Source organism: Fodinisporobacter ferrooxydans (genome assembly GCF_022818495.1).
In the GTDB taxonomy this organism is placed as follows: Bacteria; Bacillota; Bacilli; order Tumebacillales; family MYW30-H2; genus Fodinisporobacter; species Fodinisporobacter ferrooxydans.
This window is the reverse complement of record NZ_CP089291.1, coordinates 2,640,027-2,653,400: the sequence shown is the minus strand read 5'-3', so window position 1 is coordinate 2,653,400 and position 13,374 is coordinate 2,640,027. Positions and strand designations below refer to the sequence as shown.

The window sequence follows — 13,374 nt, the reverse complement described above, 5'->3', positions numbered from 1 at the left end:
TAAACTGAGGGGACAACATGGAAGTTCTATACGGGGAACAAACCAAAAAGTGCGTCGAGACGATGTCGTTCTCTGGAAAAACTCTTGGCGACTATCCGGAATATGTTCGGAACATGCTTCGGGTCAAGATGGCGGCAGCACGAGCAAACGTAAAAGCCGGAGTGTTGCCATCGCAATTTACTGACAACATCGTCACAGCTTGCGAGCAGGCAATCGCGTCCTTCGACAAGGCGCAATACCCGGTGGACGTCTATCATGGCGGCGGTGGCATCGGGATCAACATGAATATCAATGAAGTCATTCACACCTTGGCTTCCAAAAGAAGTGCGGTGGATGCGATTGGACACATCAACCGGTCGCAATCTACTGCTGACGTTTGCCACACAGCGATTCGAATTACAATTTGTGAACTGCTGGATGAGTTGCTTGTGAAACTTCATGATTGCAGTTCTGTTTTGCGAACCAAACAAGTTGAGTTTTCAGGTATTCAAACCATCGCCAGAACTTGCATGATGGATGCCATGGCCATGGATTTAGGTCATCGCTTTTCTGGGTACGTCGATGTCGTTGAGAGACGTGCACAAGCCATCGCTGACCACCAAAAGTCGATGTTCACCGTTAATCTCGGCGGAACGGTCATTGGTAGCGGAGAAGGCGCCGCACCTGGATATCGAAACTTGGTATTGGCTGAACTTCGGAGCATCTGCGGAGAAATGTTCGTCTCACCTCGAAATTTTTTCGACGCAGCGCAAAACGTGGATGAGCTCGTTGCGCTGTCACAATCCCTGTCGAACTTGGCTCAGGTATTCGTGAAAATCAGCCAGGATCTGCGCTTCCTGTCCTCGGGACCTGAGGCAGGCATCGGGGAATTGAGGTTGCCGAAAACACAGTCGGGGTCTTCCTTCTTCCCGGGCAAGGTCAACCCGGTATTGCCGGAAATGATGATGCAATGCGGTTTTCTCGTGACGGGACTGACCCGAACGATTGAGGCTGCACAACTCCACGGTGACACAGACTTAAACGTATTCGAAGAGTTTGCCGGCGTACTGGTGATGGATGAAATCAGGATGGTTGAAAAGGCCCTCGGGCTGTTCACAGAGTTCGCGCTCAAGGGTCTCTCGGTAAATCGAGAACAATGCGAAGCCCACGCCAACAGTTTGGTACCCATGGTAACGCGCATGGCAAACGAACATGGATATGATGCAGTTTCGAACGTCATCCAACAAGCATCTGAGAAGGGGATTTCACTTAAACAGGCCTTGGTGGAGTCATTTCCTGCACTACAAACGTTACAACAAATAACATCTAACACTACAACCGCGAGCGAGGGGTAACACACATGAAAATGAAAGCTGCAGTCATGACCCAGGTTTGGGGAAGCCTAGAAATCATGGAAGTGGATTTGGCAGAACCCAAGGCAAACGAAGTTCTCGTCAAAATACTAGCTACAGGTGTTTGCCACAGTGACTTGAACGCGATTAACGATGAAACAACTCCGATTCCTACTATTCTTGGACACGAAGGAGCCGGCATCGTAGTTGAGGTCGGTTCTGCCGTAAAGACGGTCAAGCCTGGGGACAAAGTCGCCCTGAGTTGGGTGCCGTTCTGCGGGACCTGTGAGTTCTGTCAGGCTGGACAAGTGAACCTTTGTGAGTCGGCGTTCGGACCAATGTTTGCTGGAACCCTCTTGGATGGGACTTCCCGTCTGAGCAAAGATGGCAACATTGTCTATCACAACTCTCTTCTCTCCACCTTTGCGGAGTACACTGTCGTCCCAGAAATGAGCTGCGTTAAGATTCCGCAGAACATGCCAGCTGCACAAGCTTCTCTAATTGGATGCGGTGTCGCAACCGGGTTCGGCGCTGCAGTCCGCGCTGCCAGAGTTACGCCCATGTCCACGGTTGCTGTGTTTGGTATCGGAGGCGTGGGTGTGAACGCCATTCAAGGTGCAAGAATCGCCGGTGCGAGCAAAATCATTGCTTGTGACTTAAAAGAGCAAAACCTTGAGATTGCTAAAAAGTTTGGCGCTACGCACACGGTTAATGTAGGCGAAGGAAACACGGTTGAGGCGCTGCGAGAACTGACGGACGGCGTCGGTGTTCACTTTGCAATTGACTGCACAGGGAATACTCAAGCCGCTTCCTCCGCTTGGCAAGGAACGAGACGGGGTGGCACGACCATCGTGATTGGCGCATTCAACCCACAACGAGAACTCGCTTTGCCCGCCGGCGGTTTCCACCGACTCGGAAAAGTATTAAAAGGAAGCTTTTACGGTGATGTCCATCCGTTCCGCGATTTCCCGTTGATTGCTGAGCTGTATTTAGACGGGAAATTCCAGTTGGATGAACTGGTATTGTCTCGCGTCTCTCTGGACGACATCAATAGTGCCTTTGAGGCGTTCCACGACCACTCGTCCGTCAACGTAGGCCGCATTATTGTTGAGTTTCCAGAATAATCACCAGACGTCCACAATGTAACGTCTGTCAGACTGAATGTGAAATTCAAAAGCCCACCTAGAGAACCTGTGAAAAACGGGTTGGTTTAGGCTCTAATTTACATATCTCGTATTTAAATTCACTATATTTGGAATATAAAACCAACTTGGGGTACCTCCAGTGGCGGTACCCCAGCCTGTAGTTAAACTATTAAAAATTACTAGATTATACATTTATAAAGTTTTTAAAATTATTTTGCAAACGTTTATATTATATCAATATATTTTATAAACAAATTGAATATAATTAACTTACTATAAATTAGTAAAAATATTTACAAATTTATACAATAAAAAAATATAGACTGCTCTAGGCAAGTTTTAAATGTTGCAAAACGGCAATAAAAAATTCTTGAATATGCCGCAAGGCAGGCTTTGAAACATATAAGGATAGCCTACGGCTTTTTAAGAAATTGATTATTGCTTCGTGCTCTGGTAGGATAGCTGTATGAGACACTGTTTCCTCCTGGTGTGTGAGTTGTGGTGACTTATCTATACCATAGCAGGAAGCAAATGTCTCTATTTTTATTTAATTGTAAGAAAAATGGAAGCGAATTTACTCATTTATAGTTTAAATAATGAAGTTAAGTGCTTAGACAGTCCAACCTTTATTGGCTGTCTTTGCATCGTTTTTTAGGATTCCAATAAAAGGATTTAATTTTTACTAATAGTTTGTTTAACTCATAATCTACATACTGACGTTTTAGAAGCCATAGATAACACAAAAAACCACCACTTTTATAAATCTGTCATCCATTTGATTAAAGTTTGTCCGATTTTTGTAACGCTCGATAGCGCCGCTCCGCCTCATCGTAAAAATTCTCATGAGGACCAACAATAAAAATCAAACAAACCTCCTGATTCTCCAATACCACATAGGCTGCACGATACGCTCCACCAGGTAACGAAAATTCAAGAGATCGTACCCCTCGTAAAGAACCAGACAACGTATGCCCTATGTACGGATCAGTCTCCAATGCTAAAATTGCTTTTAATGCCTTACCACGATTCTCTCTTAACCGAGCAATATCCTTTTCCGCTCGCGCTGTAAATTGAATCCTACTCATCCTTTGACTCCAAATCTATGCCCCACTCAGCAGCAAGTTCTCGCATATCCTTGGTCTGACCCGCTTCATGTTCCTTTATTGCTTTCTCAGCAAGAACATCAAACGGATTCGGACCTTTTACAATACGAACACCATCACCATCCGTCTGCACAAAAAAGGTATCACCCGGCTCTGCTTTAAGCGCTTTTCTAATGCTCAAAGGCAATACTAACCGTCCCTTATCATCCATTCGAACAGCTACTGGTTTATTTAAACGATTCTCTGCTTGACTCATCTTGATCACCTCAATATGGGATTTTCCCACTTTTATTATATCATAATCTGTAAACAAAACATCAAGAAACAATACAACAAAATCAGATTTTTTGCGTTAAGGTATCAGCATTAGTAAAATCTGAGTTGTATTGTGCTATTTCTTCAAAAGGAAATTTTCGGTTATATAATTCGCTTGATATCAGTACGTTGTGTAAAAAACGCATGTGAATTTGAGATAAATACAAACAGGAAGCCAAAATGAAAATTCGATTCGTTTTGATCACAAAATGATCACACACTTGATTACTTTTCATTACACCATAAAACCAAGTTCGATTAACGTTTCTAAATCCTGTTGCTGACAAAAGACTTTTATGTCCTTCGAGAGATGTTGGATGGCTGCTGCATCAAAGTGATCACGATGTAAGTGCGTGATGATAACGGCATCAACTTGGACAATCTCACTCAAGTCAACTGAGATCTACCAGTGGATTTCGAAGAGTATTGGCTGCATTAGGCACAGTATCCATTGCCCCTGAATTGCTCAACATCGGATCCACTAAAATTTGCTTCCCGTTGTATTGAATTAGCACTGTAGCATGTCTGATTAATTGAATCTTTATGTTTAATTTCCCTCCATTGTTTTTGTTTAACAATCTAATTCACTGATTAATTAGACAATTGTGCGCCCTGCTCTTAAATAAACGATGTAATCAGTAGGAACGCCAGTGAACCCTAACTGATGAAGCATTGAGGTAACATTCCCCCTATGATAGGTACCATGATTTACTATATGTTGTATAATTTCAGAAAGAGTATTGGTAAAAACGTCTCCCTTGGTATTTTGGTAGTGGATTACCTTTCCATCATGATCTCCGTAAGTTTGTAGAACGCTCATAATTTCATCACCAAGACACGAAAAGCAGTTCTGTACTTGCTCTAATGAATCATGCACGATCGGCACGATTCTTTCGATATGTTGACCATGGATTCGTGCTAACCAAGTTTGATCGACGGAGTATATGTGTCCCAGTGTTTGCAAGATATTTGGGAAAACATTACTCACCTCTGTATACAGAGCCGTTTCAGGTAAGGTCGCTAAGTGCAAAATCAACCTGGAATTTGCCCAAATATGGTATTGATACAACTTTGATATCGATAGCGTCACAACAATCATTCCTTTCAGTCCACGAAGAGCATCTATACGTATTGCTAATTATAAAAACTTAATTTAAATTTTTATTCCGTGTATGTTGATACAAGTTGCCTTGTCAACTCTAATGTTACAGGTACTCCGCCAACACCAAAATTAAATTCACCTAGAGGAATTATGATGCACCATATATTTCTTCCATTCTGTAATCGGGTTTTATCACTCACAGCAATGAACGCATCGGTAATTTCCAAATATATTTTCTTTTTTATGTTTTCATCAAAAGCATCGGCAAACCCGTAAATTTTTACGATAACTTTATCCTGATTACATTTTTCACCGCCAACATATAAACTGTCTAATTCTTTAATATCCAGCAACGCTATTGAACGTGAAATAGGATTATCTTTCAAACCTTCTGATTCAATTAGGATCTTTGTCAATTTCTTAGACAAAGCGGACTTTTCCTCAACTGTAATGAAATTCTTGATCATTGATATTTCCGCATATGGCATATTTTTTCTCCCTTATTTGATTAATTCTGTTATATACCGAACGGTATATTTTTATCCAAAAAATTACTTTGCGGTTTTTCTGCTAGTGACGAAATTCTCGGCCTTAATACGTGAACAGCACAAAAATGAGTTAATTAATCAGCTAGAAGAGTTGTCAGGATCATAGGACCACCTTTCACAACTCAATATTCAGCTCCGCATACCTAGCTTTGTGAGGTGCGTAATCCAGATCACATTCGGAATCTGGGGTGTCTAAGTTAATCGTTGGTGGAATTAGGCTTTCCTGGAGCGTTTTAGTAAGGGCAACCGCTTCAACTCCGCCCGCAGCACCCAAGGTATGACCAATTATTGCTTTGTTGGCACTAACCGCAAGTATGTAAGCGTGAGAACCAAACACTCGCTTAATAGCTCGAGTTTCAGATACATCTCCAATGTATGTACTCGTTGCATGAGCATTGATATAGTCTACATCCTGTATGATTCTTTTGAATGGAAGTGTTCAAATGATTTATTGGCTGGATACATCGATTAGCTTACAATCTCTAATATGGCTGTTTCTTGCTGTTTTCATGGTGCATGACTTTGAAGAAATCATCTGGGTTGAATCATGGATCGATCAACATTTCGATTCTCTATACTCTTCTGTTCCAAGAATATTACGGAGAAATGTTGAATCGTTTCGAGGAATGAAATCCTCTCAGTTCGCCTTAGCTGTTGCTTTAGAATTTATCGTATTTATTCCTTTTACTTGGTTGGCAGCAGTACGACATCAATACTTGTTTTTTCTCGAATTTTACCTTATTCTATTTGCTCATGTTTTCTCACATATTGGACAAAGTTTCTATTTGAGAAACTACACGCATAGTGTAGCGACAGCAGTTAGCGTTAATTTCCCATACTCACTTCACCTCTTTTACCGACTGAATCAGGCAGGGATCATTCACTCTGGAGCAATGTTAATGAACAGCTTCTTTTAGCTCAAAAAAAATTACTTTTTCAGCGAATAGATCATTTCTTCAACTTTTTCTAAGGCATTAAATAAGTAACTAGTGTAAAATGGCTGAATTATCCAATGACTATGAATCTATGATATACTGTGAAGCAAAAGATTCATAGAATGGGACGGATATATTTTGCATAAACAAACCGCAATTAAAATCGTACTGAGCGAACGGCAACGAAAAGTGCTGGAGAAGATGGCCAAAGGAACCCACACACCGCTGCATTTCATCGAGCGAGCCAAGATCATTTTACTTTCGGCACAAGAGGTCAACAATTGCGAACTGGCTCGACGTCTCAGCCTCAGTGTCGATACCGTAAAGCGGTGGAGGAAGCGCTGGTCAACTTTTGCGGTGGAACTGGAACAAGTCGAAACCCATCGCCCTCATGTGCTGAAAGCGAAAATTGAAGCGGCCTTAACCGACGAACAACGATCGGGAAGACCGTCTGCGTTTACAGCCGAGGAAGTCGCCCATATCCTGACCTTAGCCTGCCAGACACCCGAAAGCTTGGAACTGCCGTTTAGTCATTGGACACCCGGATTGCTTGCCCGCGAAGCGGTAAAACGTGGCATCGTTTCCTCGATTTCGACGCGTCAGGTCGGGCGTTTTTTAAAACGAAGCGGACTTGAAACCCCATCAAGTGAAAGGATGGCTCAATCCGAAGATCGATGATCCCGAGTTGTACCATCAACAAGTGAAACAGGTGTGTGACGCTTATCATGAGGCATCGGAACTCGCTGAACAAGGAGTACACGTTTTATGCACGGATGAAAAAACGGGTATTCAGGCGTTAGAACGCGCACAGGCCACGAAACCGATGAAACCGGGGCAAGTGGAGCGCGTCGAGCAGGAATACATCCGGCATGGCACGACCAGTCTTACCGCTTCACGCGATGTCGTCACGGGCCAGTTGATCGCTCCGATGATTCAGGCGACACGTAATGAAGCCGACTTTGTGGAGCATATCCGCCAAGTGGTCCGCCATGATCCAACAGCACCTTACCTGCTCGTGATGGATCAATTGAACACGCATAAGTCCGAGTCTCTGGTTCGTTTCGTAGCTGCGGAGTGCGGCATACCGGAAGAAGCACTTGGTGAAAAGGGCAAGTCCGGCGTTCTGAAAACGATGGAATCCCGCGCCGCGTTTCTTACCGATCCTAGCCATCGTATTCGCGTGATCTACACGCCTAAACATTCTTCTTGGCTCAACCAAATTGAATGTTGGTTTAGCATACTCTCACGCCGTCTTCTGAATAAACGCGCCAGCTTTGTGTCAGTCGAAGATTTAGAGCAGCGTATTGCCGCATTTATTGATTACTATAACGAACATTTGGCCAAACCCTTTCGTTGGACTTATGCTGGTAAGCTTCTAAAAATGTAATTATTATAACGCGTTACTTACGCCATTACGCACTAGGTTTACTAGTTGACTTTGACAAAATTATTCCGCCCTCAAAAAGAGTTATCATCGTTTGTGCAGTCTTTTGTGATTGAACCGTATTGATAATTTCCCCGCATGACTTGCCTTCTTCAATGATTGAAATCAGGTTATTTTCAAGACGATTGATGACGTCTAATGCAAGCTGATACAAAGCAGGATGGGTATCATCAGATTCAACCAGAGTGTTTGCAATCGGACAACCACCATTTTCCAGGACTCCATTTCTCTTTAAATGTGCGACCATATACGAATAAAGGCGTTATCAATCATTTCGGGTTTCAAGTAAAAGATACACAGGAAGTTTTAGCAGCAAAAACCCGTCTACAAGAGGCAGGGCTTGTTTCGTTTGATGAGATGAACACCACATGTTGTTATGCAGTGCAAGATAAAATCTGGGTATCCGATCCAGAAGGTAACCCTTGGGAAGTCTTTTACACGAAGGCTGATGCGGAATTCGAATCGGCTCCGGTGCCAAAAGCGAATTCTTCTGTCTGCTGCGTACCGACTCCGCAAACTATCAAACTCGAAACATTGGGAGAAGAACGTCATGAGAATTCGCCAAGCTGTGCTTGCCGATCTTAACCAAATTTTATTGATATACAACCAAGGAATCGAGGACCGCATTGCAACGCTGGAGCTGGATCCGAAAGACCTTACGTATATGACTTAATAATATTGTTTTAAATCATGCCCATGCTCACTTTGATTCAAGCTTATTGCTTTTCGCTTCACGAAAAAATTAAATCCCCAATCTTTTGATGATTGGAGATTTTTTCGGATTAAAATCCGGAACTTGAGGGAGGTAAAGGATCATCTACTCTTAGTCTAGTTAAAAGTAATTGAGTTTTTAATTGTGACTCAATTATTCTTGTATCGGTCTTTCCGTATAAGTTATTGAGTTCTTCTGGATCATCAGAAAGGTTGTAAAGTTCCCCCTCACAATTTGCGTAGATGCATAGTTTCCATTCTTTTGTTCGCAACATCATTCCCTGTAAGGCAGATACATTCCAAAATGGTTGGCCTCCTCCGGATGTGTCCGCTTTCACTGAGTCTTTTGTTTTGGCAGGAGTTCCAATGGTTGCATAAATCGATTCTTTTAAAAATTGTTGCTCACCTTTTAGTACAGGCGCCAAGGAGGTCCCTTGTACTCCAGTTTGTTTATCGATATTACAAAGCTCTAATAATGTAGGTGCCAGGTCAACATTTTCCACTAAACAGTCTGTATGTCTGCGAATCGGAATAACTCCAGGCCATGAAATCATAAATGGAACTCTCAATAGACAATCATAAAAATTCCAACTTTTCCTGGCTAGACCATGATCCCCCATATAATCACCATGATCAGACGTAAAAATAATTATTGTATCTTTCTCTAGTTCTAATTCTTTAATCTTTGACAAAATCCTACCAATACTTTCATCAATTAATGTGATCATTCCATAATAAATGGAAATCATTTTTTTTATCGACTTCATCGAAACATGATCCATTTTTTGAATCTTTTGTAGTTCTCTTAACCCTTCTGGTTTTGTCATTAATTCGCCAGGTTTTATTTTAGGTTCAGGAATTCGTTCCGGATCATATAAAGATGCATAGGGTTCGGGAACTTGATACGGACTATGTGGATCGGGAAATGAAACCCACATAAAAAACGGAGAGTCAATTCGTTTCTCCAAATATGATATGGCATGGTCGGCAATTGTAACGGTCGGATATTGATCGAGTAGACATGGGTCAATTCCCGAATCATATGCAAGTTCTTCTCTGGTAACATTTTTCGATTTTTGATGGGATTGTAAATATAAATAATCAAACATATTTAGCTGATTTTTTGAAAAAACATGATTTTTCCCAATCAAGCTAAGATGATATCCTCTTTTTTTAAAAATGGATGCTAGATTCACTTCATCGTCAGCAAGAGGATAATTAAGATCACGGCAGCGGTGCGTATTTGGGTAGCGACCTGTCATAAAAGAAGCTCTTGAAGGTACACAAATCGGACTTGTTACGAACATTTGATCAAATATTGCCGACTGTTTTGCTAATTCATTTATATTGGGCGTTTTAATAATTTTATTCCCATTTACAGATAGTGTATCGTACCTTTGTTGGTCTGTCATAATAAATATAACGTTTGGTTGCTTGATCATATAAATCATCCTTAAATTTTATAACATCACTTCTTCGTTTGAAAACCTTCCCAGTACTGCTGGAGCGAGAGTTAATAATTGAAGGAAATTTATTTAGCAAGGCCCAGTCGAATGAGCTGTTCTTCAGGTGCATCAATTTCTTCCAGAAATTCGACTATTCTTTTCTTTAATCTTTCCGCAACATCCGGTCTTTTGTCGATCAAATTTTCTGTTTGCCTATAATCCTCTTTTATATTGTATAATGCGGAATTTTGTGTTCCCCTTTCTACATGTACAGGATACCGGCCATTTTCGTATCCGCCGATTGCTTTCTCAGGTCCATATTGGGGAGGCAACTGGGAATACCAATACAAGGGTGAATTACTCTCGGTTGATGGCCATAAAAATAATGTCCACTCACCATCTGTGATATTAATCGCTTCCCCATATCTACCAAAACATGCATATTTCCTGGTTTCCTGAGAATCTTGTGAATCATCTAACAGTATTTGAATCAGACTTTTTCCGTGTAAACCATCCGGATGTTCGATGCCAAACGCATCCAGGACTGTTGGATAAATATCTACAGGTTGAACCAATTGTGACACTCGCTTGCCAGGCTTCCGAATTTCGGGATGGTAAATGACCATAGGAATGTGGGCAACTTCCTGGTACATATTGGAATCACTGATAGCACTCCAGGGTTTACCCATAAGATTATGCTCACCAAACATATGTCCATGATCAGTTGTAAATATAATCATAGTATTTTCCATCAATCCCAATTGCTCCATTTTATCTAACAAATAGCCGATCCATCTATCTGTCATCGACAACTCCGCCGCATATAAGGATCGAACGTGACATGTCTCTTCTTCTGATAGCGTGTTCCAACCATATGTTGGCCAAATCACTTCTTCCCCTTTATAATCGGAGTCATATAGGTCAATATAGTGTTTTGGTGGATCAAATGGTTCATGCGGATCAAAACAGTCAATCATTAAAAAGAAGTTTTCTCTTTTTCTATTATTCTCTAGCCAGTTAGCGGCATTCATCATAACTTGTGCTGGAAAATAATCTGCTTCATTCTTTCTGAATGCTCCATTCCGACGATTTCGTTCAAAATATTCTTTTGGGTTTCTACAGTGTCCCGCGAGTTTTTCAGGAGCTGCAGGATAGTCAACTTCTCCTATTTCAATTTTCCACTTGTCATATTCTTGTCCCCTGATAAATTCGTAACCGCTAAAGTTAAAGTGATAGTTTCCAGATCCTTTCTCCCATAAATGAAAATGATCCGTTATTAACATGGATGTATGTTTATTTTTCAAAGTAATTACATTGGTAAGATCATTATCATCATGCTCTAACGGTCCCCACCCTCTCCATGGGAACTCATACCTTCCCGTCAAAATATCTCTTCTTGCAGGCATGCATGGATAAGATCCTAAAAAAGCATTGTCGAAAACTATTGATTTTTTCGCAAGACGATCCATGTTGGGTGTTTGAATATTTTTATTTCCGTTAAAACCCATAAAATCATATCGAAGTGTATCAACTAATAGTAGGACAACATTCATATTTTGATCCCCCCTTATACTCACTTTCTAACAAATAAAATAATTTTACAAATAAAAAACCATTTAAAGAATAAATATCATCCCTTTAAATAATCTATAGTATGTAATTAACAAAAACAAAACTTACAGTGCAACGGACGATTTGTATCGATAGGATTCACAACATTTCTTAAATTTCTTGCCACTTCCACAAATACAAGGATCATTTCGACCGGGAAGCTTACCACCACGCTGCAAATAATCCTGCAATCGATTTGCCTTGATTTTTTCAGCTAACTTAAGCATGCGTTCATGTGCATATGAGTAAATTCTATAATAACTATCGCAAAAATAATCTGCCTCTACTGTATCATCCACGATATTCCAGCTACGGTTTCTTGGGCATCCTCCATGACATAAATGTAAAAAATCACAACTCTTACATTTATCAGGCAAATTTGGTTTTTTACTATGAAAACTCTCATAAATAAGATTTGATAAGATATCCTTTAGGCTATCAGTACCAACATTTCCAAGTTTGTAATCATCACTAATAAAAAAATCACAAGGGTAAGCATCTCCGTTTTGTTCCAAAATGAGCGTTTGAGGACATGTTTTCCTGTGTATGCATAATTCGGCCTCTTGATGAAGATAAACGGATAACATGTTGTCAAAAAAACGAACGGACATTGTGGGATTCCCATCATTGTACCAGATATCAAATGTATCACACAAAAATTGTCCATAATCTTCGGGAGATATTAAATAATTGGGGGATTTATTTGTCTCTTGTGCACGAAAATCCATACAAGGAATAAACTGCACATAGTCAAAATCTTCTTTTACGTAGAATTCCATTAATTCCTTAGCATGACGAATATTGTTTTCATGAATAACAGTAAGTATATTAAAATCAACCTTTGCATCCCGTAAATGTCTAACGCCCTGCATAACCCGATCGAAACTACCTGCCCCGGAACGCGTCACCCGTCTGGCATCATGTACTTCCTTTGGGCCATCCAAACTTACACCAACAAGAAAATTGTATTTTCTCAAAAAGCGGGCCCAATCCTCGTTCATCAATGTTGCATTTGTTTGGATAGCATTACTGATAATTGTATGTGGTTGTGCATATTTGGCCTGTAAATGAACAACTTCTTCGAAAAAATCAAGCCCCGCCAGTAAAGGTTCTCCTCCTTGCCACGCAAAAGATACAGCCCCTCTTGAATAAGACATATATTCTTTAATAAATTTTTCTAGAATCCGTGAATCAATTCGTTTTACCTTGGGACCGATTTTGCCGCCAACCCGACTGTAATAGCAATAGTCACAAGCTAAGTTGCAATCCTCTGAAACCGTTTTCCACATAACGCCAATTGAGCCTTTATTACTTGATGATAAACACGACTGGCTCATAGTAATCATCCTTTCATAAATGGACTACAACTCAAGAAAATCCATTCAAAAGTTTTGATAGGAAATTTTTCAAATGCTTTCCGTAATCTTATCCTTATTGTTTATTATTATTACTAACTAACATATTGTCAATATCGATTTTTATGACTGTTTATATAAATTGGCTTGATGACAAGCCACTTCGGTCGAAATTGTTTGAGAAACTGTACGAATTTTATTTTTTGCTTTACAATAGATACCAATATCAAACTTATGTCTGTACAAGTATTACCAAAAAGGTTCGCTATAAAAGAGATTTCTGGGATAAATCGATAGCAAAAAATAAAATATTTGCATTTCAGCAAAGT

The 13,374-nt window shown here is 40.6% G+C and carries 14 protein-coding genes and 2 pseudogenes; 7 read left to right on the top strand and 9 right to left on the bottom strand.

Translation table 11 applies throughout. The features are described 5' to 3' along the window. Positions 1 to 17 precede the first annotated feature (17 nt). Positions 18 to 1,334, top strand: coding sequence for a lyase family protein (locus LSG31_RS12550; protein WP_347435446.1), 1,317 nt, complete (start codon positions 18 to 20; stop codon positions 1,332 to 1,334). Between the two features lie 5 nt (positions 1,335 to 1,339). After that, positions 1,340 to 2,455, top strand: a complete 1,116-nt coding sequence (locus tag LSG31_RS12545; protein ID WP_347435445.1) for a Zn-dependent alcohol dehydrogenase — start codon at positions 1,340 to 1,342, stop codon at positions 2,453 to 2,455. A gap of 800 nt (positions 2,456 to 3,255) precedes the next feature. Here the strand turns inward: LSG31_RS12545 and LSG31_RS12535 are convergent. The 5 genes and pseudogenes from LSG31_RS12535 to LSG31_RS12520 all read right to left on the bottom strand — a co-directional run. Next, positions 3,256 to 3,561, bottom strand: a complete 306-nt coding sequence (locus tag LSG31_RS12535) for a type II toxin-antitoxin system RelE/ParE family toxin (RefSeq protein WP_347435444.1) — start codon at positions 3,559 to 3,561, stop codon at positions 3,256 to 3,258. After that, positions 3,554 to 3,835, bottom strand: coding sequence for an AbrB/MazE/SpoVT family DNA-binding domain-containing protein (locus LSG31_RS12530; RefSeq protein WP_347435443.1), 282 nt, complete (start codon positions 3,833 to 3,835; stop codon positions 3,554 to 3,556). Before LSG31_RS12530 ends, LSG31_RS12535 begins: the two co-directional genes overlap by 8 nt. Before the next feature lie 654 nt (positions 3,836 to 4,489). After that, positions 4,490 to 4,993 carry a DinB family protein gene (locus LSG31_RS23365; RefSeq protein ID WP_430734196.1) on the bottom strand — a complete coding sequence of 168 codons (504 nt, stop codon included), beginning with the start codon at positions 4,991 to 4,993 and terminating at the stop codon, positions 4,490 to 4,492. 62 nt (positions 4,994 to 5,055) lie between these two features. Then, positions 5,056 to 5,484 carry a tautomerase family protein gene (locus LSG31_RS12525; RefSeq protein ID WP_347435442.1) on the bottom strand — a complete coding sequence of 143 codons (429 nt, stop codon included), beginning with the start codon at positions 5,482 to 5,484 and terminating at the stop codon, positions 5,056 to 5,058. Positions 5,485 to 5,659: 175 nt separating this feature from the next. Next, positions 5,660 to 5,959 (bottom strand): annotated as a pseudogene (locus LSG31_RS12520) (beta-ketoacyl-[acyl-carrier-protein] synthase II); the annotation flags it as partial. Between the two features lie 28 nt (positions 5,960 to 5,987). Between LSG31_RS12520 and LSG31_RS12515 the strand changes: the two are divergent. The 3 genes from LSG31_RS12515 (at position 5,988) to LSG31_RS12505 (ending at position 7,866) form a co-directional block, all read left to right on the top strand. Further along, positions 5,988 to 6,461, top strand: a complete 474-nt coding sequence (locus LSG31_RS12515) for an HXXEE domain-containing protein (protein ID WP_347435441.1) — start codon at positions 5,988 to 5,990, stop codon at positions 6,459 to 6,461. 156 nt (positions 6,462 to 6,617) lie between these two features. Beyond that, the gene (locus tag LSG31_RS12510) at positions 6,618 to 7,157 is read left to right on the top strand and encodes a helix-turn-helix domain-containing protein (protein WP_347435440.1); all 540 of its coding nucleotides are present in this window, start codon (positions 6,618 to 6,620) and stop codon (positions 7,155 to 7,157) included. Then, positions 7,111 to 7,866, top strand: coding sequence for a transposase (locus tag LSG31_RS12505; protein ID WP_347435439.1), 756 nt, complete (start codon positions 7,111 to 7,113; stop codon positions 7,864 to 7,866). The genes LSG31_RS12510 and LSG31_RS12505 overlap by 47 nt, the downstream gene beginning before the upstream one ends. 25 nt (positions 7,867 to 7,891) lie before the next feature. Here the strand turns inward: LSG31_RS12505 and LSG31_RS23360 are convergent, their stop codons facing one another. Further along, positions 7,892 to 8,170 (bottom strand): TetR family transcriptional regulator C-terminal domain-containing protein, encoded by a 279-nt coding sequence (locus LSG31_RS23360; RefSeq protein WP_430734195.1) that lies wholly within the window; start codon positions 8,168 to 8,170, stop codon positions 7,892 to 7,894. Here LSG31_RS23360 and LSG31_RS12500 point away from each other — a divergent pair. Together LSG31_RS12500 and LSG31_RS12495 are read left to right on the top strand one after the other, a co-directional pair. Beyond that, on the top strand, positions 8,062 to 8,508 hold the full coding sequence (locus LSG31_RS12500; protein ID WP_347435438.1) for a VOC family protein: 447 nt from the start codon (positions 8,062 to 8,064) through the stop codon (positions 8,506 to 8,508). The genes LSG31_RS23360 and LSG31_RS12500 overlap by 109 nt on opposite strands. Beyond that, positions 8,474 to 8,590: pseudogene (locus LSG31_RS12495) on the top strand (arsinothricin resistance N-acetyltransferase ArsN1 family A); the annotation flags it as partial. The gene LSG31_RS12500 and the pseudogene LSG31_RS12495, both read left to right, overlap by 35 nt. 115 nt (positions 8,591 to 8,705) lie before the next feature. On the opposite strand, the gene LSG31_RS12490 reads toward LSG31_RS12495, so the two are convergent. The 3 genes from LSG31_RS12490 to LSG31_RS12480 all read right to left on the bottom strand — a co-directional run bounded on the left by LSG31_RS12490 (position 8,706) and on the right by LSG31_RS12480 (position 13,027). Continuing rightward, positions 8,706 to 10,076: a sulfatase family protein gene (locus LSG31_RS12490; protein ID WP_347435437.1), complete on the bottom strand. Its 1,371-nt coding sequence runs from the start codon at positions 10,074 to 10,076 to the stop codon at positions 8,706 to 8,708. Positions 10,077 to 10,165: 89 nt separating this feature from the next. After that, entirely contained in the window at positions 10,166 to 11,632 is a 1,467-nt protein-coding gene (locus LSG31_RS12485) for a sulfatase (protein WP_347435436.1), read from the bottom strand. Positions 11,633 to 11,755: 123 nt separating this feature from the next. Beyond that, positions 11,756 to 13,027 (bottom strand): anaerobic sulfatase maturase, encoded by a 1,272-nt coding sequence (locus LSG31_RS12480; protein WP_347435435.1) that lies wholly within the window; start codon positions 13,025 to 13,027, stop codon positions 11,756 to 11,758. Between the last annotated feature and the right edge of the window lie 347 nt (positions 13,028 to 13,374).

Coding starts and splice junctions, on each gene's coding strand:
- LSG31_RS12550 (WP_347435446.1), top strand. CDS start 18: ATGGAAGTTCTATACGGGGAACAAACCAAAAAGTGCGTCGAGACGATG.
- LSG31_RS12545 (WP_347435445.1), top strand. CDS start 1,340: ATGAAAATGAAAGCTGCAGTCATGACCCAGGTTTGGGGAAGCCTAGAA.
- LSG31_RS12535 (WP_347435444.1), bottom strand. CDS start 3,561: ATGAGTAGGATTCAATTTACAGCGCGAGCGGAAAAGGATATTGCTCGG.
- LSG31_RS12530 (WP_347435443.1), bottom strand. CDS start 3,835: ATGAGTCAAGCAGAGAATCGTTTAAATAAACCAGTAGCTGTTCGAATG.
- LSG31_RS23365 (WP_430734196.1), bottom strand. CDS start 4,993: ATGATTGTTGTGACGCTATCGATATCAAAGTTGTATCAATACCATATT.
- LSG31_RS12525 (WP_347435442.1), bottom strand. CDS start 5,484: ATGCCATATGCGGAAATATCAATGATCAAGAATTTCATTACAGTTGAG.
- LSG31_RS12515 (WP_347435441.1), top strand. CDS start 5,988: ATGATTTATTGGCTGGATACATCGATTAGCTTACAATCTCTAATATGG.
- LSG31_RS12500 (WP_347435438.1), top strand. CDS start 8,062: ATGCAAGCTGATACAAAGCAGGATGGGTATCATCAGATTCAACCAGAG.
- LSG31_RS23360 (WP_430734195.1), bottom strand. CDS start 8,170: ATGGTCGCACATTTAAAGAGAAATGGAGTCCTGGAAAATGGTGGTTGT.
- LSG31_RS12490 (WP_347435437.1), bottom strand. CDS start 10,076: ATGATCAAGCAACCAAACGTTATATTTATTATGACAGACCAACAAAGG.
- LSG31_RS12485 (WP_347435436.1), bottom strand. CDS start 11,632: ATGAATGTTGTCCTACTATTAGTTGATACACTTCGATATGATTTTATG.
- LSG31_RS12480 (WP_347435435.1), bottom strand. CDS start 13,027: ATGAGCCAGTCGTGTTTATCATCAAGTAATAAAGGCTCAATTGGCGTT.